Genomic DNA, 25172 nt, shown 5'->3' on the forward strand with positions numbered 1-25172 from the left:
GTTTCATATTCTTATATTAACATAGAAGATTATGTCTGACTATATATGACTATACTTTAATAGTTTGGATTATATACCTTAAGTCCGTTTAAACGGACTTAAATTTTGAGCCAAGAAATTCATTTTTTGGTTAACTGCAATCATATTAAATCCGGTTAAACAACCGCAATACCTAGTAGTGCGTTCGCGTAGCGGGTGCGGAGCACCTTATACCAATTTTCAGGTTTTCGCGATCGACATCCTTCTCCCCTCTCCCAATTTGGGAGAGGGGTTGGGGGTGAGGGCAATCGACTATCTCTGTCATTAATGAATGAAAAATGGTATTATACCCTGCTTGCGAGCGGGACGTATGCGCTTACGCGCACGCTACGATGAGCGCACTATATATTATGGCTAATTAAACGTATTTGATATCAGAATGAAATAACCCTGTCTTGGACTTTCTAAACATCCTCTAAGAATCTCTGACTATCTTTTTCATCTCATCTAGCACAATTAGACCACAGACAACAAAATTCGAGAAGGGTTATTTTCTCCACAATTTACTTTTAAAGTAATAATTCTAGCCTCGATCGCCCTCTCTTCATGAGGGAATTTACCCGTCCCAGAATTAACAGGATAAGCAGGAAAACAAGCACCACTTAAACTAAGTCGCCAGCAATTCCCTTTCGCAATTTTCATGCAAATTGCTTGCAAAGGAATTCTGACGGGCAATTGCTTGGAATTAACTCTAATATATCCCTGAGTAAAGTTATAAACTCTACCATCGGAATAGACTTCTGATAACACCGCACAGAGATCGAAACTAGGTGCATCTGCTTGGCAATAAATTTCTACTACAATATCTCCTGCTATGCTCAAATCTTCTTCTAAAGGAGCAGATGTATAAGTTAAAATATCGCTACGAATATCGAGACTAGAGCGCTCAAAAGACCCTCCAGGAATTGAAGCATGACCTCCTAATGCGGGGACGGGTCGCCAAGGGTCGTGAACTAATGTATCTTCTGAAGATTGGGGATGCGCTTCTACTAATTTCCCATCATCATCTCGAATACTCGCTAAACCATTACTTGTTAAATAATAGGATTTTTGATGATAACTTGGAAAGGCATCGAAATAACGCCATTTATTGCTTCCCATTTCAAATAAGCACACAGGAGGCGCATTCAAAATTTCTGAATCGATTCCTTTAAGAAATTTATCAAACCATGCAATTTGTAATTTATCTATCGAACTGATTGCTGCTTGACCATAATCTAATGCACCAACTTTACGCCCCCAAGGTAAATGCACCCAAGGACCAATAACTAAGTATTGAATAAATTGGGAACGGCTTGCCATTTCTTTATAAAAATTCAATGTTCCTCGCAAATAAGGATCGAACCATCCCCCAATATGCAACATTGGTAAATCTACATCCTGCATCATGTTTTTTGGAGAGAGGTTTTCCCAATATTCATCGGGATAGGGATGATTTAACCAAGTATGATAAAAAGAGTCGGGTGCTAATTCTTTTAAAAGGGAAGGATTGGCAGGAATAAGATCGTATAAAGGTAAATTTCGAGAAGCTGTATAGAGTTTTTGAAAAGAGATTTCATCGCTTTGCAATCGTGCAGTTTCTGCAGCAATTTGAATTGCCCAACCAAGATTTGCTTGTAAACAAAATGCCCCATTTTCATATGCCCAATCGCTATATAAATCGTAGGCAACCATCGACGGACAAATAGTTTTTAAGGCACTGTGAGAATTGATTGCGGCATATAATTGGGTCATTCCCTGATAAGAAAAGCCATACATTCCGACTTTTCCCGTACTGCCTGGGAGTTGAGATGTCCAATTAATAGTATCAAATCCATCGTCTATTTCATGAGCAAAAAGATCGAAGTTTCCTTCAGACGATCCTCTGCCTCGAACGTCTTGAATGACAACGATATATCCTTGGGCAGCATACCAACTTGGATGGGCATAAACAACCGTAGAAGCAATTGCTCTCCCATAGGGTTGTCGCATTAATAAAACGGGAAATTTTTCGGAACTATCGGGACGATAAACGTCAGCATCTAGTCTTACTCCATCGCGAGTATACATAGATGCTGTTTCTTTTTTAACTTTGAGCATGAGCTAATTGTATTTTTCTAGCTTTTTAGAAGTATCAAAAGCCTTTCTCCTTTTCCCTTTCCCTCTTCCCCCAATCGATCGATTTAGTCTCTCATCTAACTGAAAACTGCTATAAGATGTTTCGTTTCGCTTCGCGATCGCTACGCTCAACATGACATTCTAATACTTTTGAGACAACCTGTAAGTCAGACATTTAAAATTTTAGTCAGTTTTAAGTTAGCTTTTAACAAGATACTAGAGCATCAAGTCGTTGAAGTACGCTCAAATCTTCCTCGTCTAATTTTTCTGGAATGCCGCTGCGAATCAGTTCTGAAAAATCCTCATTAGGCACCATAAAACATAGAGCATACAATCGTTCTGAACTCGGATTTCTAATTTCATGAATTCCCGTTGGTCGAACTAATAAACTATCGCCGGGACGAAGAGGAATTTGTTTGCCATCGCAGATTGCCATGCCTTCGCCTTTGAGAATAAAAAACATTTCTACGGCAAAGTGATGACGATGGGTAGGAGTTCTACCGCCCGGATCGAAAATTTCTACGCAAACCGTTAGAGAATCATCAGCAATGGTTGAATCAAAAACGATCGCTAGACGATTACTATCCTGCGGACTAATGCGAAAGACTAGATAGTCTTTGGGGGACTTGACCACAGGAATCATGCAACGCTCTTTCATAGCCAGTTACCCATTATTCCTATTCCCGATCGCTGACTACTACGATAAAACCTGTTTCCTCAAATCTGACTAGATAAAGTGTAAAAAATTATGAAATTTTATGAGCGCCAGATGGCATCAGCAACTCGGCAAACGTCGCACATCTCGGCAACGTCGTGAACGCGCAATAGATCGGCAGAACCCGCGATCGCAGCGCAACAAGCGGCAGCAGTTCCCCAAACGCGCAATTTAGGGTCGTTGCGATCGAGAATGCGACCGATAAAACTTTTGCGCGAGGGTCCGACTAAGATGGGTACTTCTAGAGAACGGAATTCGCTCAAGCGTCTCAGCAATTCTAAACTCTGTTCGTAAGTCTTGGCAAAACCGATACCGGGGTCGATAATGAGGCGAGAGCGATCGATTCCTACTTGAATAGCTCGATCGATCCGATCTTCAAAAAACTGGTAGACTTCACCCACCAAATCCTCATAATCCGTTAACTGTTGCATGGTTTTAGGAGTGCCGCGAATGTGCATTAATACAATGGGGACTCCTAACTCGACAACGACAGGCAGCATATCAGCATCATACGTTCCCCCAGAAATGTCATTAACCAGATCTGCCCCTGCTTCTACCGCTGCTTGAGCGACAGATGCCCTCGTCGTATCGATAGAAATCGGCACGGAAACCTCTTCCCGCAGTGCCTTGATGGCGGGAATGACGCGATTTAATTCTTCTTCTAGGGAGATTTGTTCTGCACCCGGTCGCGTGGACTGACCGCCAATATCGATAATATCTGCCCCATCTGCGACCAGTTTCTTTGCCTGTGCCAAAGCAGCATCGATAGTATCGAACTCGCCCCCATCGCTAAAACTATCGGGAGTGACATTCAAAATTCCCATCAGGTAAGTGCGTTCTCCCCAATGAAAAGTATGTTCTCGGATAGTTAAAGGGGTAGTCATTGTTTGTTTGTCCCTTGTCATTGGTCATTTGTCCTTTGTGGTTTAACGGACGACCAATAACCAATGACTAATAACTACTCACTACTGATAATTGACAATCCGAGCAAAACTAGTCGGATCTAAACTCGCACCTCCGACTAAAGCGCCATCAATTTCTGGTTGCGCCATAATTTCGTCGATGTTATCGGGTTTAACCGAACCGCCATATTGAATAGTGACATTGGGATTGGTCAATTGAGCGCGAATCAAACCAATGACGCGATTGGCTTCTAGGGCTTCGCAGGTATCCCCCGTGCCGATTGCCCAGATAGGTTCGTAAGCGATGACCAAATTATTTTGGTCTACATCTACTAAGTCTTTTTTCAACTGATTGATGATGATATTTTCGGTTTCGCCTGCATCCCGTTGTGCCTTCGATTCGCCCACGCAGAGAATCGGGGTCAGACCATGACGTTGAGCTGCTTTTAGGCGTAGATTTACTGTTTCGTCCGTTTCTCCAAAATATTGTCGGCGTTCGCTGTGACCGATAATGACGTAACTCACGCCTATTTCTGCGAGCATCGGTGCTGCAATTTCGCCCGTGTAAGCACCTTCATCCGCCCAATGGACATTTTGCGCTCCCAGCTCGATCCGACTGCCGTGTAGACCTTTGGACAGCACTCCCAAAGCTGTAAAGGGAGCGCACAGAATAACTTTTCTCGCTTCGTCTGTATCTTCTATCTTCGATTTAAAGGCTTGTACGAACTCCAAGGTTTCTTCTTGGGTTTTGTACATTTTCCAGTTACCAGCAATGATAATTTTTCGCACAGCTTTAACTTAGGTCAACTTCTACACATATTGCTCCATTAAGTTTAAAGCCTTAAGGGACTCTATTAAAATTATTTGGCAGGAAATTTTGATACTCAGTCTTAGCGTTTTTCTTCTCTAACCAAAGTCAGACTCACCCATTCTCCTTTATCGCCATAGCTGCGAATAATTCGCTGCCGTTGGGTAGGAGAGACTAACCAACCCACTTCTAGAACGAAACGCTGACGCGGTTTGATTTCCACGGGACAGTTACACGATGCGCCATCCGGTAAGAGTAGAATTTGTACGGGTGGATCGCTGCGATCGAAATGCAGAATTGAGCCTGTTATGGTTGCCGTCGATGCGATCGCGCGATCGCCGAACGTCAGTCTTTGCTCCAATCGGTTACGATCGAGAAGGGAGACTTGAAGGCGGGTAGAATAAGTATCGGAGGGTCGAAAGTCGGGATAGATCGTGACTGCTTCTCCCTGCCATTCTCCCAAGAGCTGGTCTACAGTTAGAAGCGGTCGTTCTGGTGCATTCGATCCAGCTAATTTTTCGCGAATTAGGGTGAGTTTGTCGAATTGGCTGTCAGCATTAAATACCATTACCAGACGCAGACGGCGATCGCCCTCGATAAGTCCAAACTCTGCCCCAAATTCAGAAAAAGGTCCCCATTGCATTGACCCTTGAGAAAAAGCCCCATTCTCAAAGAATAAAATGCTTCGACTCAAGGAACTGTAATCTAGAACTAAATCCTGGGGCGGTTGACCGGGAGGAAGACGACGAACGACTTGATGAATTTTTGTATTATTATCTTGTCCTTCCAAAGAAACTATCGTGGGCGTGTCTTCTATAAATTTTCCTTTGGGCGAGAGGCGAGTAAACGATCCGTGCCATTCGCCGAGATTCTTGAGTAAATATTCCCATTGAGAGGGCATAGTTGTGCCTATTGCATCAGTTCGATCGGAAATTTTGAGGTTATTCTGTTCGCAGAACCCAATAACAAAATCTTAAGATATAAAAAGTACCGCAGGGAGAAATAATGGGAACAATCAGACTAATGCATGCCAAGTTACATCGGGTGCGAGTCACGGAAGCCAATGTTAATTATGTCGGGAGCATCACCATCGATGAGGAGTTATTAGATCGGGTTGGTATTCTTCCCCTTGAAGAAGTCGATGTCATCAACCTCAATAACGGCAAACGATGGTCAACCTATGCGCTTCCAGGAGAGGCAGGCAGTGGTGAGATTTGTCCCAATGGCGGTGCGGCATTGCTTTGCCAGCCTGGAGATATTCTAATTATTTATGCTTATGAAGAACGCGATCGCGCAGAAGTTTTACGTAACGGACATGAAGCGCGTGTTATCGTGGCAGACGAGCAAAATCGCACTCAGCAATTTTTTTACCAAACTTTAAACCCGTCTGAGAGTGGAGATAAAGTTAAATTTCAGTCTTGGGATCTGACTGAGAGTAACGGTCACGAACTGATTCCTTCCCAAATCTAGGTGTAGCGTCAACAGAAGCGGGCATCTTGCCCGCACTATAATTAAACTTGCTTTTAGAATCGAGCATTTAAAATTTAGGATCTAAATTATGGCTGTTCGTCGAGATACGATCTGGGAAAGATTTTTAAAACCGATTTTTCAACTTTTTCTAATCGATGAAGATAAGCTATTACAGTTATATAAATCGATCGATTGGGAAAAAGAAAGCGATCGCTTTCGCCAACCGAACTTAACTTATCCCGAATATTACAGTTCTCAAAATTTTCACGGCATCCAAGGCGGTTACTTAAATGGAGATGCCCCAGTAACCTACGATCCCATTACCCAGTACGTACTGCCTCCCAACGAAACTTGGGTGCGTCAAGGAGTCATTGAAGCGATCGAAGGACAGCCGCGCAGAATTCTGGACTTGGGTTGCGGTACGGGTTCGACAACGCTGATGCTCAAACAAGCTTTTCCCGAAGCAGAAGTTATCGGAATCGATTTGTCACCTTATATGCTAATTATGGCAGATCGTAAAGCTAGGCAAGCCGGACTGGAAATTCAATGGCAGCACGGCAAGGCTGAGGATACAAAATTTCTAAATGCTTCGTTTGATGTCGTGAGTGCTTCTTTGCTATTCCATGAAACGCCGCCAAAGGTTGCGCGAGCGATTTTGCGAGAAGCGTTTCGTCTCCTAGTACCTGGAGGACAGGTTATTATCCTCGATGGCAATCAAAAAACCCTTTTACATACAGATTGGCTGACCGATATTTTTGAAGAACCTTATATCAAAGACTATGCAGCGGGAAGCGTTGATGCTTGGATGGGTGCGGCAGGATTTGAAGCCGTGCGAACCCAAGAAATTTGGTGGGTGCATCAGGTAACGCGAGGAATAAAACCCACGCCAGTTGAAGATTCTTCGATCGCAACGCCTCAGATAGAAGAAACTAGCGATACTATTTTGGTTCCTGTGGGATAGAATTCATTGGCAAGAAATCACAGTTGCATATTCTCTAATTTAACTATGGATCTTTCAAACTCAAACACTGCCAAGAATTTGTCTGAAGCTTTTGCTGGAGAGTCGATGGCTAACCGCAAGTATCTGTTTTTTGCAGAAGTGACTCGTCAGCTTGGCATGACAGAACTCTCCAAACTGTTTCGAGAGACGGCAAATCAGGAAACCGAACACGCCTTTGCTCATTTTCGATTGATGCATCCCGAACTAGCAGTAGAAAATGCCGCTTCCTTGAGGGAAGAACAAAAAAAAGCGATCGCGGCTCGCTGTTTGGAACTGGCAATTGAGGGAGAAACCTACGAATACACCACTATGTATCCTAACTTTGCGGCAGAGGCTCGCGGCGATCGCGATCGCTCGGCGGTAGCAGAATTTGAACAACAAGAGACGGAGTCTCGCGAACATGCCCGTATTTTTCGCAAAGCTGCCCACAACTTCGGGTTGTTGACTCATATCGAAGATCATCACGCACGTCAGTATAGCGAAGCACTCCAAGCGCTCGCTGGCTCGGCTCCTTTGGCCAAAGCCGCTAGCGGCGATCCCGCCACTCAAAAATGGATTTGTCGGCAGTGTTCGATGATTTACGATCCGGTTGCAGGCGATCCTGATTCTGGAATTGCTCCGGGAACGCCTTTTGAAGCAATTCCCAACGATTGGCATTGTCCCATCTGCAAAGCTGCTAAAAACTTGTTTGTCCCTTACGAAGAGGTGGCTGCCGCATAAATTCTAAGGGTTTTTTATAGGGTTGAATTGAGTTGGAACGCGCTCTCTCGTGCGATCGCGCAAGCCAACTCAGTTTCATAATGTTTCTTAGAAAAAAATATTATTATTTAAATATTAGTGCGATCGGTTAGGATTTCATATCCGGTTTCTGTCACTAAAACTGTATGCTCAAATTGAGCGGATAGGGAATTATCAACAGTTACAACCGTCCAGCGATCGCGCAAGGTTCGAGTATGTTTTGACCCGGCATTAACAATTGGTTCGATCGCCAATGTCATGCCCGCTCGCAATTTTATATTTGGTAATTGATTTGTCCGAAAATTGAAAACTGAAGGTTCTTCATGAAGATTTCTTCCCACGCCATGACCGACGTAATCTTCTACAACACTAAATTTATTAGCTTTGATATGGTCTTCGATCGCACCTGCAATATCTAATAAATAATTTCCCGCCTTGACTTGTTCGATTCCTTTATATAAAGCTTCCTCAGCAACGCGAATCAATTTGGCAACTTTGGGGGAAACTTTGCCAACGGCAATAGTAATGCAAGAATCGCCATGATAGCCCTGGTAATAAGCTCCTGTATCAACCTTTAAAACGTCGCCAGCACGAATCACTTTTTTGGGATTGGGAATCCCGTGAACGACTTCATGATTGATGCACGAACAAATCGAAGCTGGAAAGCCGTAATATCCTTTAAAACTTGGAGTAGCGCCCATTTCTCGAATGCGCTGTTCGGCATAAGCATCTAAGTCAGCCGTTGTCATGCCAGGTTGCACCATTTGCGAGATTTCTTTGAGAACCGTTGCGACAATCCTAGCTGAGGCGCGCATGATTTCTATTTCTTGCGGCGACTTGATTTCTATACCGCGACGACTTCTTTTGGCGCGAGGCTGTCCGCTTTGCTGTTGTTTTGGCTGACTCTTAGAGGAGGGTTTGGGCGAAAAGATATTGGTGAGGATATTCATTGAATCTATACAAATAAATGCGATCGCTATCGAATCTATATCTTAGATTAATTTAAGCGGCGATCGGATTTATTCATATCTCCATTGGGAAGTATCGTTCTTCGTGCTAGATACTGGAGGTGCGATCGCGTCCTGGTTGAGTGACCCAACTCAAATAGCCCTCACCCCAATCCCTCTCCCAGAGCGGGAGAGTGGCTCTCAACTTAAAACTTCTGCCTGAAGTTCCTTCGCCCTTTGTGGGAGAAGAGATTTAGGGATGAGGGGACAAAGATTTGTCAGTCAACCAGAATCGCGGCTGTATCCGCCGACTGGACTTCAACGACTCCTCGGAACATATTCATCCCACAGGTAAATTCGTATCTGCCGGGTTTTTCTGGGGTAAATTCAATCGCTGTAACTCGATTAAGCGGTAGTGCTTGAGCTATCCCAAAGTCGGGAAAACGGACTTCTTCTAGACAACTGCTAGTATCTTTGCGAACGAAGTTTAGCCGCACTTTTTGACCCGCTTGTACTAAGATTAGGCTGGGTTCGTAACCACCATCTACCGTAACGGTTACTTCTTGGATTCCCAATCGCGCGATCGCTTTTGTAGACTTAGGCTTACTGAGTAAGAACCACCATAGTTCTAAACCAATCAGTCCCAATCCGCCTAACGTCACGGCAATTTTATTGACTATCGGTTGTTCGATCCTCTGCAACTGTTCGGTTGGCTGGTTTTGAGATGGTTGAATTCGATCCTGGTGAGGCATTTGGGCGACAACTTTACTCGAAGCTATTCCTAACACCAGTCCTAAACTCGCGATCGTACTTACAAGCGCGGTTTTGTTAACCATTGTCCAACCTCCTATACAATTGCCTCCAGCAGAAATCCCAATCCTGCTAATATTCCAAAAAAGATTATTTGTTTCATCTTCGCGTTCCTCTAACCAAGTGTTTTCGGTTGAAAGTTCCGCAACCGCAGCGCATTGGTTACTACCGACACCGAACTAAACGCCATCGCCGCACCTGCAATAATGGGACTGAGCAGCCAACCAAAGAAGGGAAATAGAACTCCAGCGGCAATGGGAATGCCTGCCACGTTGTAGATGAAGGCAAAGAAGAGATTCTGACGAATATTGCGAATTGTGGCACGACTTAGTTGAATGGCAGTAACAATTCCTTGCAAGTCGCCAGAAATGAGCGTGATATTGCTAGCTGCGATCGCGACATCCGTTCCCGTACCAATCGCTATTCCTACGTCTGCTTGCGCTAAAGCAGGTGCGTCGTTGATCCCATCTCCTACCATTGCTACAATCTTATCTTCCGATTGAATTTGCTCTACAACAGTAGCTTTTTGGTCGGGGCGAACTTCAGCCTCTACTCGCTTAATCCCTACTTCGCGGGCGATGACTTCAGCAGTGCGACGATTATCTCCCGTCAACATTACCACTTCTAGCCCCATTTTCTGCAAGGAGCGAATGGCTTGGGCTGACGAGGGTTTTACTGCATCAGAAATGCCCATAATCCCTTCAATTTTGCCATCTACAGCCATCCAAATGACGGTTTTACCGAGATACTCCAGTCTCTCCCAATCCTTGTGTAGGGCGCTAGTATCGATGCCTAACTCGTTCATCCAACGGTGCGTTCCGATTTGCACCCATCGATCCGAGACATAACCTTGTACGCCGCTACCCGCAAGCGCTTCAAATTCTTTAGAATCTGCTAGTTCTACCCCTTGAGATTGGGCATATTGCACCACGGCTTCCGCTAGAGGATGTTCGGAATTTCGTTCGACGGATGCCGCCAGACGCAGTAAATTTAACTCGTTACCGTTAGCTATTCCCTTGACGCTTACAAAATCAGTTACAGTAGGTTTACCTTGGGTTATTGTACCCGTTTTATCCAGGACGATCGCGCTCAGTTTATGCGCCATTTCCAGACTTTCTGCATCTTTGATGAGGATACCGTTTTCTGCCCCTTTTCCCGTTGCGACCATAATTGAAGTTGGGGTGGCTAAACCCAAGGCACAAGGACAGGCGATAATCAACACGCTGACTGTGGGAATCAACGCTATTGTCACATTGCCCATGGCATTATACCAGATGATAAACGTCGCGATCGCAATGGCAATGACCGCAGGCACAAACCATCCCGTCACGCGATCTGCCAATCGCTGAATCGGTGCTTTGGAACCTTGCGCTTGCTGCACCAGCTTGACAATTTGCGCTAAAAATGTATCTTTCCCAACTCGCGTGGCGCGAAATTTAAAGCTGCCCGTTTTGTTAATCGTCGCGCCAATCACTTCATCGCCGGGATGTTTCTTTACGGGGACGCTTTCACCCGTCACCATCCCTTCATCAATGGTCGAGAAACCTTCTACTATCTCGCCATCGACAGGAATTTTTTCTCCTGGGCGTACTAAAATGATATCTCCCAAAACTACTTCGGCGATTGGCACATCTACTTCTGTACCGTTGCGAATTACCCGTGCCGTTTTCGCTTGTAAACCTATTAACTTGCGAATTGCTTCTGAAGTTTGTCCCTTGGCACGGTTTTCTAATAGCCGTCCGAGCAAAATTAAGGCAATAATTACCGATGCCACTTCAAAGTATACATCGGGTCTAAGTCCCCGATCGAGAAACCACTGGGGGAAAAGGGGAGGAAATAGGGAATAGAGGTAAGCTGCACCCGTACCAATCACCACTAGCGTATCCATCGTCGCTGTATGGCGTTTAAAAGCTTTCCGTGCGTTGATAAAGAAAGACGAACCACACCAAAACAGTACGGGCGCACTCAGCACTAATTGTACCCAGGAGTTATGCAGCCACAGGGGAATGAAGGGAATGTTTAATCCCGTCATGGCAGGCAGCGAACCAATGACTAAAATAGCACTGATAACACCACTAACCCAGACCTTGCGAGTCAGTTTTCGATTTTCGGCAAGTCGTTCTCGTTGTTCCGTATCGTCTTCTGGGGCAAGTATGTCATCTTGCATGGGTACAGCAGAATATCCCGCCGCATCCACGGCATTCTGAATGGCTGCTATATTAGTTTTATTGGGGTTATAAGTAACGGTGGCAAGTTCTGCGCCAAAATTGACGCTGCTCGTCTCAACGCCTTCTACTGAGAGGATTGCATCTTCGATGTTTTTAGCACAAGAGGCACAACTCATCCCTGTGAGTTTTAAACTGGTATTTTCCATCGACCACCTCCAAACATAAATATTTAGGCAATCGGATAACCTGCTGCTGCGATCGCTCGTGCAACTTGCTTTCTGAGATTTGCGTTCTCTGTGCTGGCGACTACCTTTATTGTGAAATCTCCAGCACACTGGAGAGTCAAGAGGCAAAAGAAAATTGTCTTAACATTTAGGCGATCGCTTGTAAGTGGGCAGGCAAAATTATATACACGCAGTGCGATAGCGAGCTAGAAGCTGGCATTACTTCGATACTGGAAATTAATTCTGTTTATCAACTCAATTAGGGTTGACTCTCCAGTTAACTAGAGATTTCAGAATAGAAACAGGAAATTTTTAGAGAGACTGAACGTTTATGCAACTCCTGTACATGAAAAAAGACTTTTTAGCATTGACTCTGGTAGCAAGCGCTGCTCTTAGCGGAATGCTAACAGCCTGTTCGAGTTCTAACCAAAATGCCAGCACGGCTCAAAATTTACCTGCTACTGAAGCTGACAATAAACAAATGGAACATAATGGTTCCATGAATCATAGTATGGAAATGGATTTGGGACCTGCTGATGCCGACTACGATTTACGATTTATTGATGCGATGCTCCTGCACCATCAAGGCGCAGTAGTGATGGCAAAAGAAATACAGCAGAAATCAAAGCGCCCCGAATTGAAACAGCTAGCAGACGAGATTATCGAAGCCCAAGAAAAAGAAATCGCTCAGATGCAACAGTGGCGAAATACTTGGTATCCAAAAGCTGGAGAGCAACCAATGGCTTGGTACTCCCAGATGGGTCACATGATGGCAATGTCTCCCGAACAGATGAAAGTCATGCGCATGGATAGGGATTTAGGAAAAGCCGATGATGAGTTGGATTTGCGCTTTCTCAATGCGATGATTCCTCATCATGAAGGTGCATTGACTATGGCACGGGATGCTTTAAGTAAGTCTCAACGTCTTGAAATGAAGCAGCTTACTGAAAATATCATCACTTCACAGCAACAAGAGATCGACCAAATGAAACAGTGGCGACAAGCTTGGTATGGGCAATAAGATCGAGTTCGGATAATTAGTTGTCATTCCCAACGAAGTGAAGAATCTACCAGATACTTCGCTTCACTGCGTTACGTTTGGTATGAGACAACGATTTTTTGATAAGTATTCAACCCAACCTGCATATAATACCAATCTCCTAAATCCTTGCTACAGATAGGGGAAAGATAGGTGTGTGGGAAGTGTGAGAGGAGATCTAGAGCGATTTTTCGCAAGATTTTAGGGAATTCATATTACGAATAATCGAGCTATTATCATTCATCAATCAATAATATTTTTTATTAGCCTTACCCTAGAGAGTAAACTCTTGAGATCTTCCACTGTTGTATCGCAGTCACACTTAGTATAAATTGTTAAAATTTTTTCTATGCCTGGAATCTCTCCCATAAAGACGACACCATTGAAAGCCGGACTGTTGGTTGTGAAGGCTATATAGCCAGAAAAATCGCCCTGTTCGTAATCTAATACATTTACATTGTCTGAACTGGGGTTGGATTCCCCTGTGGGTCATAGTAATACCTTATCGTCTGTATAGCTTGTTCTCTTAAACTCATCGAGTTGTCCCTATCGACTAATTCAATCACTTCAGAATAGTAGCCACCTCCTCCGGTACCCCCTCTAGCAACGCACTGAAAAAGCTCAAAGTCATCGGGATGAAGAATTTCTACAGACCCATCATTTCGTTTCATAGTTCTGTAGTTGTTGGGAGTATCGACTTCTATACCGAATTCAGGTAACTTTATGGTTTTGTAAGTAGAAGAAGCGAGTTCGTAGTTTTCATCACCAGAACACGGTCCTAGTTGAGCTTAGATTTTTTCTGGATAGATAGAATTAACTAACAACAAAAGCGAACTTGTTGCGAGTATTGCCAAGGAAAACTGCCTTATTTCCATAAATTATCCTAAATAAACGATTAATTAGGTTTTTAAGCTATCTTATCGCAATGAGAAAAAAATTTAGGATGCGATCGCCTGACTTTTCCTTTACATCTAGCTCACTCCTTCAAATCATTATCTTTAATACACTCAACAGCTTAAGCAGCCATCCTCTTGACTCTCCACTTAAGAGGAGAGTCTACTCTGAAATAACAGACCTATCTTTTAGGTTGTAGTTGCCAAAGGAGTAACTATGCCAAAAATTAACCGCAGACAGTTTCTTGTCCTCAGTGTTGCTAGTGCGGTGACGGCATCAGTCACTAACTGGACAATCGCACAGGGCAATAAAACACCTGCTGCTTCCTCTAAACTCTACAAAAGCGCTAATGGCTTACTAGAACTGAATCTCGAAGCAGGAATTCGCCCTGTAACTTTAGCAGGCAGACAAGCTTATTTAATGAGTTATAACGGACAAATCCCTGCACCGCGTCTAGAAGCAAAAGCAGGCGATACCGCCCGCATCCACTTCACAAATAACCTCTCTCAATCAACTAACTTGCATTATCATGGACTGCATGTTCCTCCCACTGGCAATGCAGATAATCCCTTCCTGAGCATTGAGCCAGGAGAAAGTTTAACTTATGAATTTATTATTCCTAAAAACCATCCCTCCGGCACCTTCTGGTATCATCCTCACCATCACGGTTATGTTGCCGAACAGTTATTTGCTGGATTAGCAGGTCTATTTATCGTTCGGGGTGAATTGGATGAAATTCCTGAAATCCAAGCGGCAAAAGAAGAGTTTCTGGTGTTAAAAGATTTTGATTTAGATGAAAGCGGACGCATCATATCGCCAAACCACATGGCTATGATGTTGGGACGCGAGGGGCAATTGCTGACGGTTAACGGGCAAGTCAATTCCAATTTATCTATCGCCAAGGGCGGCTTGCTACGCTTGCGAATTCTCAATGCTTCTCCCTCTCGATTTTACCGTCTCTCTCTGGAAAATCATCCCCTTTATTTAATCGCTACGGATGGAGGAGGCATAAACGCACCTGTAGAATTAGAAGAATTGTTACTTGCACCTGGAGAACGGGCAGAAGTGTTGGTGCGCGGAGAAAAAGAACCAGGACAGTATCGTCTATTAACTTTACCCTACGATCGCGGCGGAATGGGAATGATGGGCGGTCATATGATGGGAAATAGTACTCAATCCCGACCTCAAGTTTTGGCAACCCTGACTTACCAAGGTTCTGTTGCTACCCTGCCTTTACCCAAACAACTGATTTCTGTAGAAACGTTACCAGAACCAGAAACCGTAAGGCGTTTTGAATTGTCGATGGCAATGGGTTCCGGCATGGGAATGGGTATGATGGGTTCTGGTAGGGGAATGAGTTTTACCTTCAACGGACAAACATTTGATATGGATCGAATTGATACCCAGGTTAAACTGAATACGATTGAAGATTGGGAGTTAATTAACGTCGATCCAGACCGCATGGCTCATCCTTTCCATCTGCATATCAATCGCTTTCAAATCGTATCGCGCAATGGGCAGCCAGAACCTTATCGCGTTTGGAAAGATACGGTTTTGGTACGTGGCGGCGAAAGCGTCCGCATTCGCATTCCTTTTCGGGATTTCGCCGGGAAAACAGTTTATCACTGCCACATTCTCGACCATGAGGATTTGGGCATGATGGGAATTGTTGAGATTAAATCTGCTGCATAAATCTAATTTTTCTAAACCTATCCCTCAACATTAGTGACAAGTTAAGGTGAAAAGCAAGATTTCAAGAAGCTTTTGGGCAGAGGGAAAAGGTAGTCACTTCATGGCAAAATAAGCAATAAAGAGTAACTAAACAGCCAAGTGTCTCAAAAAAAAACAACCGCGACCATGCAAAAAAGACCCAACGCTCAATGGTACAGGATGCAGCGATCGCTTCTCAATTAGAACATAGCTTATATCATTTTTCATTCATTAATGACAGAGATGGTCGATCGCCTTCACCCCCAACCCCTCTCCCAATTTGGGAGAGGGGAGAAGAATGTCTATCGTGAAAACATGAAAATTAGTATTATCTCTAAATTGACAAACAATGCTCAAGCGATCGCTCAAAGCCTCACCTGTTGGAATCATCAAAGCCAAACAAGCATTTGCGCGCAAGCAATGGTCGCAGGAGTACCTAGCGGCCCAGGTAGGTTTATCCACTCGCAACTCGGTTTGGAAATTTTTTGCAGGTAGACCAATCGAACGCCATATTTTTTTGGAAATCTGCTTTCAGTTAGACCTCGATTGGCAAGAGATCGCTGACTTGCCTGATGAAAATCCTCAGCCTTTAAGCCAATCTCCCAGTGCCCAGGAAAGCTTGACTTCCCAAGACTGGATGCAACAACTAAAAGGACAAATCCAAGCCCAGTGTGGTATTGTCCAGTCTTTTTTTGATGTCAACCTGCCTCTCCAACTCGATCGCGTTTATACCGATGTTAACGTCCTGACCTCTTTAAGCAATCAGCGATGGTTAGAAGTATCCGATTTACAAACCTCCTCATCAGTATCTAGACGTTTCGATCTATTTGAGCCAAATCGCACTATTTCGGCACTGGATGCGATTACCAGCAATTCCAGGCTAGTCATTTTAGGAAAACCAGGTTCTGGTAAGACGACTTTTTTACAGCACCTAGCTTTACTGTGCATTGAAGACAAATTTAAAGCCGATTGCCTTCCTATCTTTATTTCTCTGAGAATTTTTGCCACCCAGGTAAAAGAGACGCGCGATTTTAGTCTAGCGAACTACATCAGTCGAACTTGGGGTAGCTATGGAATCTCTAGCGAACAAGTTGAAACCTTAATCCGTCAAGGAAAGGTACTGATTTTATTAGATGGACTGGAGGAAATTTCCCCAGAAGATAGCGAACCAATCCTCGCGCAGATACAACAATTTGCTGAAGTTTACTACCAAAACGCGATCGCGATTACCTGTCGTATTGGTATTCAAGCTTATCCTCTGCGCGGGTTTACTTATGTTGAGTTAGCAGACTGGAATCTCAGCCAAGTCGAAGCTTTTGTGCAAAAGTGGTTTGTGGCGACTAATCAAGAGTCTGAAACGGAAGGACTCGCTAAAGCTTCCCAATTTTTAGAATTATTGAAGCGTCCAGAAAATTTGCCAATTTTAGAATTAACCGTCACCCCAATCTTGTTGAGTTTATTGTGTTCGGTTTTTCAAGCGCGATCGAGCTTTCCTGCTAAACGTTCCAAACTCTACCAAGAAGCTTTAGAAATTTTACTCGGTCGTTGGGATCGCTCTAGAGGTATTCAAAAGGAGCAAATCTACTACAATTTATCCTTACCCGACAAAATTAAACTCTTGAGCCAGATTGCGGCAACAACATTCGAGCAGGGAAATTATTTTTTTGAAGGAAGTGACGTTCAACATATTATCGCTGACTATTTGCTCGCCTTACCTCAAGTCAATACCGATCCAGAAATATTATGGTCTCATTGTGAAGAACTTCTCCACACCATTGAGAAACAACATGGGTTGCTAGTAGAGAGGGCTAAGGGAATTTATTCTTTTTCCCATCTAACCTTTCAAGAATACCTGACCGCCCGGAAAATCGTCGCTAGTCCCAATTCTCAAACCCTACAAGAATCCTTGCAGCGTTTAGCTATTCATGTCGCTGAACCGCAATGGCGAGAAGTTATTTTCTTGACAGTAGGAATGCTACCGAGTGCCGATTTTTTACTCGAACAGATGAAAGTGCAAGTCGATTCTTTACTAGCGGCAGAACCTCGATTAGAACAGTTTATTCGTTCTATTGATGAAAAAGCGCGCTCTCTAAACGTACCTTATCAAAACGCCGCTGTCAGAGCTTTTTATTTCGGTTTGTTACAAAGTCGAGATTTAAATTTAGCGGCATCCCTTGATGTAAAATTGGCAAGCGATCTCGCTCCCGAACTAGCTTTGGATGTCGCTCTGATGCGTGCTTTTACCCTGAGTTTAACTTTGTTAGATCGTCCCGAATTGGAGCAGATTTTAGAATTGAGCTTTGCGCTAGATTTAGAGCGACGTTTCCCGATGGACAAAGGACTTAAGCAAGCACTACAAGAGCTCAAGGAGAGACTGCCAAATTCAGCACAAGGATTAGATCGTTTACAAACTTGGTGGAAAACTAACGGTCAAAGTTGGTGCGATCGCTTTAGGAATTTAATCGTCGAACATCGCCATATCGGTCAAGATTGGCACTTTAACTTACAACAGCAGAACTTATTGCAGCAATATTACGCAGCAAATCAGTTTTTGGTAGATTGTCTCAACAGTCAATGCCAGGTTAATTCCGTTCGGCGATCGGCTATTTTAGAGACGTTGTTACTACTCTGAGCGATCTCAGCCGTCAAAAAAATTTGCGAGCGATTGGAAACTATCTCTAAGCTTTTCTTCATTAAGAAGCTTCATTTTTTCCGTCAGTTTTGCCAATATCATAGAACTACGCCTCAAGCTTGGCGCAACAGCCAGCGAGCTTACCTATGAACTATGATGGCATACTCAGCCCTGAGCATTCTGTCCTATCGCCTGCAAACATTCTTCGACTGAAGCTCGTTTTTCCATTGCCCGAACTAAAGCTTCATAGGATTTCTGATGCTTTTCTAGGAGACTTTTAGCCTGGAGATATGCCCAACGTTCTTTTTGGGGATAAACGCTTTCGGGAAGACCGACGAATCTCAAAACTTCTCGGAGATTCTCGCGATCGCTCTCTCCCCCTTCAACATTGCCGTATACAAGGGTTTCTGCGGCAATTCCTGCCATCCAAACCGTACAAAACCGTTCTAGGATTACGGGGGCTTCCTTAAAATTCATCCTTTTTTCTAATAAATTTGTGTCAAAAACGACTCCTCCCAATCCTGGCTGTCCTTCCTTGAAAGCTTCCCAAGCACTAAGTGTATAACCTACAACGGGAATGCCTAAAAAGTAAGCAACGAGAAAATGACCTGCTTCGTGATGAACGACGCGCTGACGCTGTTGGGGCGAGGAAAAAAGATCTAGGAACAGAGTAGTTGCTTTGCCGTTCCAAGTGAGGTTATCTAGAGTGGCAAGTCCCATAATCCCTAAAGTCGTCACCGCTGGAATTACAGGTGAAATGTTCAAAATGGGACCCAATAACGAAGAAAGGGTTATGATAAAAACGCCGATCGCAATTAGATTGAGAGCAGTTTGCTGCATCTGGAAACATCTCGATAGCCTTCTAACTTCATATTACTTTACATTTCAATGACCATAAAACGTATAAGGGAAGGTTTGAAAACCTTCCCTTACGAATATTACTGACGTTCGACCAGATTTAATCTTACTCCCACTCGATAGTGCCGGGAGGTTTAGAAGTAATATCGTACACGACGCGATTGACTCCCTTGACCTCGTTGACTATTCGATTGGAGATGGTTTCTAGTAAATCGTAAGGGACTCGTGCCCAATCAGCCGTCATGCCATCCTCGCTGGTAATTAGGCGCAGGACAACAGGATGAGCATAAGTCCGTTTATCTCCCATTACGCCAACGCTACGAATGGGAAGCAGAACGGCAAATGCTTGCCAAAAATCATGATACATGTCGTGCTTGCTAATTTCGTCGCGGACGATATAATCGGCATCGCGGAGAATGTTTAAGCGTTCGGCGGTGACTTCTCCAATAATCCGAATAGCTAAACCGGGTCCCGGGAAGGGATGGCGGCGGACGATTTCTTCGGGCAAGCCAATAGCACGGGCAACGTTGCGGACCTCATCTTTGAAGAGTTTGCGCAACGGTTCGATTAGTTTAAAGCGAAGGTTTTTCGGCAGTCCGCCGACGTTATGATGGCTTTTGATTTTGACGGCTATTCGTTCTCCGGTTTTGGGATCGACGTTGCTGTCGGCAGACTCGATTACGTCAGGATAAAGTGTGCCTTGAGCTAAATAATCAAAGGGACCTAGACGCTGAGATTCTTCTTCAAAGACTTTGATAAATTCGTGACCGATGCGGCGGCGCTTTTCTTCGGGATCGGTTATGCCTTGAAGTTGGGCAAGGAAGCGATCGCGAGCGTTAACGTATTCGACGGGAATATGGAACTGTTCGTTGAAAATCTGCATCAATCGTTCTGGCTCGCCTTTACGCATGAAACCCTGATCGATAAACATGCAAGTAAGGCGATCGCCGATGGCGCGATGAAGCAAAAAGGCTAGGGTAGATGAATCTACGCCGCCAGATAGCGCAAGCAATACCCGCTTGTCTCCAACTTTGGCTCGGATCTCCCGAATTGATTCTTCGACAAAGACTTCTGTCGTCCAAGTCGGTTCGCATTCGCAGATGTGATAAACAAAATTGCGGATCAAGGCAATACCGCCGACGGAATGCACCACTTCCGGGTGGAATTGCACGCCGAAGAGTTTCTTTTCGTGGTGAGCGATCGCGGCGCGGGGGGTATTCTCAGTATGCGCCAGAATTTCAAATCCTTCTGGCAACATCGTGCAGGAATCTCCGTGGCTCATCCACATCGTCGAACCATCTTCGACATTGGTCAGCAAGTCGGTCGGATCGTCGATATACAGAGAAGCCTTTCCGTATTCTCCTCGCTTGGCTCGTTCTACCTTCCCGCCTAACTGTTGCACCATTAGTTGCATTCCGTAGCAAACGCCCAAAATAGGAATGCCTAGATGCCAGATTTGCGGATCGCACTGAGGTGCGCCCTCATCATATACCGAATTAGGACCCCCAGAGAGAATGATTCCTTTAGGACTCAAGTTTCTCAGTTGTTCGGCACTGGTACGATAGGATAGAACTTCCGAATAGACGTTGGTTTCGCGAATCCGACGGGCTATTAACTCAGAATATTGAGAGCCAAAGTCGAGAATCGCTATCATTTGGCGATTGATAGCGGGATCGAGAGGCTTTGTCGGCAAAGACTCTAGGGTTTGGGGGGTCAAGGATGTTTGTGCAGTCACTATTGTTGCGGTTCGATCGATAAGAGTTAAGGGTTAAATCTTCATTAGGAAAGCTGGCTTTTAGGACAAATTCCATTTCTTCTGGAATAGAGTTAAAAAGCCATCTTTGAGGTATTAGTTAGTAAGAAAATATTCATACAAATATAACATAAGTCAAACAATAAATCGGTTACAAATAAACGTCGAGCCAATCTAGCAGTTCTAATCGATCTCAGACGCGAGCATCTAGCTCTCGTGTAACTTTGAATCGCAGGTATAAGCTCGAATGACATAACGATGCTTATAAGTCAATTAAGATTGCCCCAGCGATCGAGATAGCCAGGAAAAGCGCTTCCTTCTAACTCTTGCATAGACAAGATCTGCCTTTTGAAGGGGAATGTAGAGGGATGGAAGCGTCTCTACCTGACTCCTAGTCAATGATATTTATGGAACGATCAAAACCGGACAGGGAGATAAATTAATGACCCGATTGGTAACGCTTTCTGCCATCCCTTCTGCCGTTAATCCCAGTCCCCGACATCCCATCACGATTAAATCTGCGTTAATCTCATCGGCAACGTCGCAAATCGTAAAAGATGGCATGCCTTCCCGTTCGATGACTTCTGCTTCAATGCCTTGGTCGGCAAAAAGTTTCTGTGCCGCTTGTAGCAATTTGGCAACTTCTTCAGGCGAAGCCATCGTGCCGCCATGGGGTGGGGCTTCTCCTGCCGGGGTTGTTTCTACGACAGAGAGTAACACCAAGCGGCTGTTGTAAGTTTTGACGATATTGGCAACGGTTTCGGCTGCCTCGCGAGCTTCTCGACTTCGATCGACGGGAAACAAAACAGTTTTAAACATAGATATCTATCCCCTGTACGCGCACTCCTGTAAAATCGGCATGTAAACTACCGCGCTGATTATTGAACCTATTTCAATTTTCATGGCGGCAGACAATTGTCGTAAGTAACGAAACGCTGATTTAATCATTTGTAAAATAAAAAAGCGATTAAGGAGGAACTGGCTGTGCCCAAAAAAACTGTAGCAAATTTATCAGAAGCTGAATTAGCTGGAAAAAGAGTTTTAGTCCGCGTCGATTTTAACGTTCCTCTCGATGAAGCAGGCAATATTACTGACGATACTCGGATTCGGGCGGCACTGCCAACCATTCGGGAATTGATAAACAAAGGCGCTAAAGTTATCCTGGCGAGCCATTTTGGTCGTCCCAAAGGGAAAGTGGTTGACAGCATGCGTTTGACTCCGACGGCGAAGCGCCTGGGCGAATTGCTGGGGCAGGAAGTCGTGATGTGCGACGACTGTATTGGGGATTCCGTAGCAGCCGCGATCGCAAACCTGCAAAATGGTCAAGTAGCCTTGCTGGAAAATGTCCGTTTCCATGCCGAAGAAGAAAAAAATGACCCAGAATTTGCTAAACAGCTAGCTGCTAATGCAGATTTGTACGTCAATGACGCTTTTGGAACGGCACACCGCGCCCACGCTTCTACTGAAGGGGTAACTCACTATCTAAGTCCCTGCGTAGCTGGCTATTTAATCGAAAAAGAACTCAATTACCTACAAGCAGCAATTGAAAATCCTCAGCGTCCTCTAGCTGCTATTATTGGCGGTTCTAAGGTTTCTAGCAAAATTGGGGTCATTGAAACCCTGCTCGAGAAGTGCGATAAGCTACTCATCGGCGGCGGGATGATTTTTACTTTCTACAAAGCTCGCGGTTTGAGCGTTGGTAAGTCTTTGGTGGAAGAGGATAAGCTAGAGCTAGCCAAGTCTCTAGAAGCTAAAGCGAAAGAAAAAGGCGTTCAATTCCTCCTGCCAACCGATGTTGTCGTTGCAGATAATTTTGCAGCGGATGCGAATTCTCAAACCGTCAGCATTGAAAACATCCCCGATGGCTGGATGGGATTGGATATCGGTCCCGATTCGGTCAAATTGTTCCAAGAAGCTTTATCTGATTGTAAAACGGTTATCTGGAACGGTCCGATGGGCGTGTTTGAATTTGATAAATTTGCTGTTGGAACGGAAGCGATCGCGCGTACTCTAGCCGATTTGACCAAAAAAGGCGCGACTACCATTATCGGCGGCGGCGACTCGGTAGCGGCAGTCGAAAAAGTCGGCGTAGCCGAACAAATGAGCCACATTTCTACAGGTGGCGGCGCTAGTTTGGAGTTGCTAGAAGGTAAAGTTTTACCCGGAATTGCTGCGCTAGACGACGCTTAAACCCGCAATTAATTGGCGCAGATATTTTGTTTGATGTTTTTGGTAGAGGGCGCAGAAACTCGCCCTCTATTAATTTAGAAACTCGTGCCTAAGAGGGATTCGGGAGTAAGCGCGATCGCTGCCTTGAATGTGTCATCGTTGGGGATTCCGAAGATAGTTTGTGGTTCGGGTGCGGATGCTCCTAAATCGGTGACGGGATTGACAACGAATTCGCTGACAATGGTTGGGGTTCGACTTGTAATTTCAGAAGGATTGGCGAGTAATTCTGCCTCTGAGTAGGGTTCGATGCCGTAGGTCGTGACTTTTAGTTGTTGGGTTTGGGGATCGACATCGAACTCCGTCCAGCCAAAGGTGTGGGCAGCAACATAATCTCCTTGCAACAGCGTCGCATTGATTAAACCATCGGCGTTGGGGAGATTATCATTCAACCCAATCGGATCGTAACCGAGGGGCTGTAGTTGTTCGTTGATTATCTGCTTGATGAAATCGTCTTTGTCATTAACGATGCTGTCTGGGTCGTTGGCAACGGGTAGGGAGTCGTAAAGCGCCCTGGCTTCGGGGTCGATGGCAGTCGTTATGTCTGCTAAAACGAAACCCAGAGGCTGATTAAAGGCAACCGACCCCGTGGAAATTTCAAAAGCACCAGTAGCAATTTGTTCTTCACCAGGAGCTTCTTGATAGGTAAGATTGTTGACAACGGTGCCGTGAATGTCAGCCGCCACAAAAACGACGTTATCGATGTTGTTTTCTTGAATGAAGCGGAGAATTTCCGATCGCTCTTTAGCGTATCCCTCGAAGCGATCTGCCGCCAAGGCAGGACCAAAGTTTTGGATCGGTTCCGGCACCATAACGAATTTCCAGGTGATGCCGTTGTTTTCGGCTGCTAATAAATCCCGCTTCAAGTCGGCAAGCTGCGGTGCCCCCAACATGGTGCGATCGCGAGTCAGAGATTCGCTCAGGAATCGCGTCACATCTTCTGAATCTAACAGGTTAGCCTCTTCTAGAGGCGCATCGCGGAAAGAACGGTTATCCAGAACGATAACGGCGGCATCGCTGCCATAGGTGTTATAGCGATAGAGTTTGCGTTCTTCTGAGGTGCGTTCCTCTCCCGTTTGCCCATAAAATTCATCGCGGATGGGGTTGTATTCTTGGAATGCCTGCAAGCCGTTTTCAAACAGTTGAGTATCGTTGATTAAACCCGTCGTTTCTCCAAAACGCGGATCGGTATTGGCAGGCGCACCGCCAGAAAAGTCGTTGATAACCTCGTGGTCGTCGATGGTGGCGAGAATAGAGGTAGAAGAACGCAGATCGCCCCATGTATTAAACCCTAAACGATCGCCATAGACTTCAGCATGTTTTGCCCGATATTCATCTAGAGTTTCTGCTTGTTCCTTGCGGGTGCCGTCGGGATTTTTGACAGCATCGGAAGGGATGTCGGCATAGATAGTATCGCCGTGTTCGACAAACAGGTCGAGATCCCGTTGCGGGGCATTGCTAATCGAGGGATAGGGAGAGAGTTCGCCTCTCCAGTCTCCTGCTGCCCCAAAACGAAAGCCTGCTTGGGTACCTAGTTCGGCTGCGGTTTTAAACTGTCCTGTTGCCGTTGTCCCAGCCGCATCAGTGACGCGATAGTAATATTTAGTTCCCGGTTGCAGTCCGTTAATTTGTACCTTCGCGGGAAGGTTAGTATCGGTGACGGTTGCTGTTGTTGTCCCCGCAACAGTGCTGAAGTTGGGGTCTGTAGAATATTCAAATGTTACGTCTCCATCAGCAGTACTGCGCGCCCAGAGAACGGTGGAAGTCTGAGTCGTATCGCCGCTAGCAACGTCGTTAATAAGAGTATTAGAATCCGTATTGCGCTGAGCGGAAGTAGATTGGGATCCGAACATAGAAATTGCCTCAGTTAACTTATTCAAACCGACATATTTGGAGTTGGTGTTATAGTTCCGAATTTCGCTCGCCATACCGAAGATGGTCTCTCAGAGAGCGAAGGAATTAATATTCCTAAGCTGGCGAGTCGCCGGGTGTCATTTGATTAAAATTAAGTAAAAAAATGAGTGCTAAAATGCAGCTGACAGGCTTTGATTTTATCTCAAATAATTGCAATTACTATCAATAATTTTTCAGGTTTAGTTTAAGGAAGCATTATTGAATATTTAAGAAAATAAATTAAGAAAT

Annotated in this window: 22 protein-coding genes; 8 read left to right on the top strand and 14 right to left on the bottom strand. The window is 44.8% G+C overall.

Annotated features, from left to right (window positions below; translation table 11 throughout):
* Positions 1 to 172: 172 nt before the first annotated feature.
* The 6 genes from NIES593_RS25275 to NIES593_RS16320 all read right to left on the bottom strand — a co-directional run bounded on the left by NIES593_RS25275 (position 173) and on the right by NIES593_RS16320 (position 5462).
* Complete coding sequence (locus tag NIES593_RS25275) at positions 173 to 304, bottom strand: hypothetical protein (RefSeq protein ID WP_281250756.1); 132 nt, start codon at positions 302 to 304, stop codon at positions 173 to 175.
* A 191-nt stretch (positions 305 to 495) separates the two neighbouring features.
* A complete protein-coding gene (locus NIES593_RS16300; protein ID WP_073600588.1) occupies positions 496 to 2118 on the bottom strand; it encodes a CocE/NonD family hydrolase in 1623 nt (540 codons plus the stop codon).
* A 223-nt stretch (positions 2119 to 2341) separates the two neighbouring features.
* Positions 2342 to 2794: a cupin domain-containing protein gene (locus NIES593_RS16305; protein ID WP_073600589.1), complete on the bottom strand. Its 453-nt coding sequence runs from the start codon at positions 2792 to 2794 to the stop codon at positions 2342 to 2344.
* Between the two features lie 98 nt (positions 2795 to 2892).
* The gene (gene folP / locus NIES593_RS16310) at positions 2893 to 3735 is read right to left on the bottom strand and encodes a dihydropteroate synthase (protein ID WP_073600590.1); all 843 of its coding nucleotides are present in this window, start codon (positions 3733 to 3735) and stop codon (positions 2893 to 2895) included.
* Between the two features lie 81 nt (positions 3736 to 3816).
* The gene (tpiA, locus tag NIES593_RS16315) at positions 3817 to 4542 is read right to left on the bottom strand and encodes a triose-phosphate isomerase (protein ID WP_073600591.1); all 726 of its coding nucleotides are present in this window, start codon (positions 4540 to 4542) and stop codon (positions 3817 to 3819) included.
* Between the two features lie 101 nt (positions 4543 to 4643).
* On the bottom strand, positions 4644 to 5462 hold the full coding sequence (locus NIES593_RS16320; protein ID WP_073600592.1) for a DUF3598 family protein: 819 nt from the start codon (positions 5460 to 5462) through the stop codon (positions 4644 to 4646).
* A gap of 104 nt (positions 5463 to 5566) precedes the next feature.
* Between NIES593_RS16320 and panD the strand changes: the two genes are divergently transcribed.
* The 3 genes from panD to NIES593_RS25640 all read left to right on the top strand — a co-directional run bounded on the left by panD (position 5567) and on the right by NIES593_RS25640 (position 7751).
* On the top strand, positions 5567 to 6031 hold the full coding sequence (panD, locus tag NIES593_RS16325; RefSeq protein ID WP_073600593.1) for an aspartate 1-decarboxylase: 465 nt from the start codon (positions 5567 to 5569) through the stop codon (positions 6029 to 6031).
* An 88-nt stretch (positions 6032 to 6119) separates the two neighbouring features.
* Positions 6120 to 6992: a class I SAM-dependent methyltransferase gene (locus NIES593_RS16330; protein WP_073600594.1), complete on the top strand. Its 873-nt coding sequence runs from the start codon at positions 6120 to 6122 to the stop codon at positions 6990 to 6992.
* Between the two features lie 45 nt (positions 6993 to 7037).
* On the top strand, positions 7038 to 7751 hold the full coding sequence (locus NIES593_RS25640) for a rubrerythrin family protein (RefSeq protein WP_073600595.1): 714 nt from the start codon (positions 7038 to 7040) through the stop codon (positions 7749 to 7751).
* 107 nt (positions 7752 to 7858) lie between these two features.
* Here the strand turns inward: NIES593_RS25640 and map are convergent, their stop codons facing one another.
* The 3 genes from map to NIES593_RS16350 form a co-directional block, all read right to left on the bottom strand.
* Complete coding sequence (gene map, locus NIES593_RS16340) at positions 7859 to 8719, bottom strand: type I methionyl aminopeptidase (RefSeq protein ID WP_073600596.1); 861 nt, start codon at positions 8717 to 8719, stop codon at positions 7859 to 7861.
* A gap of 275 nt (positions 8720 to 8994) precedes the next feature.
* Positions 8995 to 9552 carry a cupredoxin domain-containing protein gene (locus NIES593_RS16345; protein ID WP_073600597.1) on the bottom strand — a complete coding sequence of 186 codons (558 nt, stop codon included), beginning with the start codon at positions 9550 to 9552 and terminating at the stop codon, positions 8995 to 8997.
* Between the two features lie 89 nt (positions 9553 to 9641).
* Positions 9642 to 11900 carry a heavy metal translocating P-type ATPase gene (locus NIES593_RS16350; protein ID WP_073600598.1) on the bottom strand — a complete coding sequence of 753 codons (2259 nt, stop codon included), beginning with the start codon at positions 11898 to 11900 and terminating at the stop codon, positions 9642 to 9644.
* Between the two features lie 349 nt (positions 11901 to 12249).
* Here NIES593_RS16350 and NIES593_RS16355 point away from each other — a divergent pair, with 349 nt between their 5' ends.
* Positions 12250 to 12939 (top strand): DUF305 domain-containing protein, encoded by a 690-nt coding sequence (locus NIES593_RS16355; protein ID WP_073600599.1) that lies wholly within the window; start codon positions 12250 to 12252, stop codon positions 12937 to 12939.
* 470 nt (positions 12940 to 13409) lie between these two features.
* Here NIES593_RS16355 and NIES593_RS16360 read toward each other — a convergent pair whose 3' ends face one another.
* Positions 13410 to 13628 (bottom strand): hypothetical protein, encoded by a 219-nt coding sequence (locus NIES593_RS16360; protein ID WP_073600600.1) that lies wholly within the window; start codon positions 13626 to 13628, stop codon positions 13410 to 13412.
* Between the two features lie 439 nt (positions 13629 to 14067).
* Here NIES593_RS16360 and NIES593_RS16365 point away from each other — a divergent pair, with 439 nt between their 5' ends.
* From NIES593_RS16365 to NIES593_RS16370, 3 genes are all read left to right on the top strand, one after another.
* Positions 14068 to 15543, top strand: a complete 1476-nt coding sequence (locus NIES593_RS16365; RefSeq protein WP_073600601.1) for a multicopper oxidase family protein — start codon at positions 14068 to 14070, stop codon at positions 15541 to 15543.
* Between the two features lie 252 nt (positions 15544 to 15795).
* Entirely contained in the window at positions 15796 to 16056 is a 261-nt protein-coding gene (locus NIES593_RS24940; RefSeq protein ID WP_245817565.1) for a hypothetical protein, read from the top strand.
* A gap of 22 nt (positions 16057 to 16078) precedes the next feature.
* On the top strand, positions 16079 to 18193 hold the full coding sequence (locus tag NIES593_RS16370) for an NACHT domain-containing protein (RefSeq protein ID WP_245817566.1): 2115 nt from the start codon (positions 16079 to 16081) through the stop codon (positions 18191 to 18193).
* Between the two features lie 165 nt (positions 18194 to 18358).
* On the opposite strand, the gene NIES593_RS16375 is transcribed toward NIES593_RS16370, so the two are convergent.
* From NIES593_RS16375 to NIES593_RS16385, 3 genes are all read right to left on the bottom strand, one after another.
* Complete coding sequence (locus NIES593_RS16375) at positions 18359 to 19033, bottom strand: ATP-dependent Zn protease (protein ID WP_073600603.1); 675 nt, start codon at positions 19031 to 19033, stop codon at positions 18359 to 18361.
* A 124-nt stretch (positions 19034 to 19157) separates the two neighbouring features.
* Complete coding sequence (gene guaA / locus NIES593_RS16380) at positions 19158 to 20786, bottom strand: glutamine-hydrolyzing GMP synthase (RefSeq protein ID WP_073600604.1); 1629 nt, start codon at positions 20784 to 20786, stop codon at positions 19158 to 19160.
* Between the two features lie 423 nt (positions 20787 to 21209).
* A complete protein-coding gene (locus NIES593_RS16385; protein WP_073600605.1) occupies positions 21210 to 21623 on the bottom strand; it encodes a universal stress protein in 414 nt (137 codons plus the stop codon).
* A 165-nt stretch (positions 21624 to 21788) separates the two neighbouring features.
* Here NIES593_RS16385 and NIES593_RS16390 point away from each other — a divergent pair, with 165 nt between their 5' ends.
* Positions 21789 to 22994, top strand: coding sequence for a phosphoglycerate kinase (locus NIES593_RS16390; protein WP_073600606.1), 1206 nt, complete (start codon positions 21789 to 21791; stop codon positions 22992 to 22994).
* Positions 22995 to 23068: 74 nt separating this feature from the next.
* Here the strand turns inward: NIES593_RS16390 and NIES593_RS16395 are convergent, their stop codons facing one another.
* Positions 23069 to 24883, bottom strand: a complete 1815-nt coding sequence (locus NIES593_RS16395; RefSeq protein WP_245817568.1) for an alkaline phosphatase D family protein — start codon at positions 24881 to 24883, stop codon at positions 23069 to 23071.
* Positions 24884 to 25172: the final 289 nt, after the last annotated feature.

Origin of the sequence: Hydrococcus rivularis NIES-593, assembly GCF_001904635.1 — a bacterium.
GTDB classification, from domain to species: domain Bacteria; phylum Cyanobacteriota; class Cyanobacteriia; order Cyanobacteriales; family Microcystaceae; genus Hydrococcus; species Hydrococcus rivularis.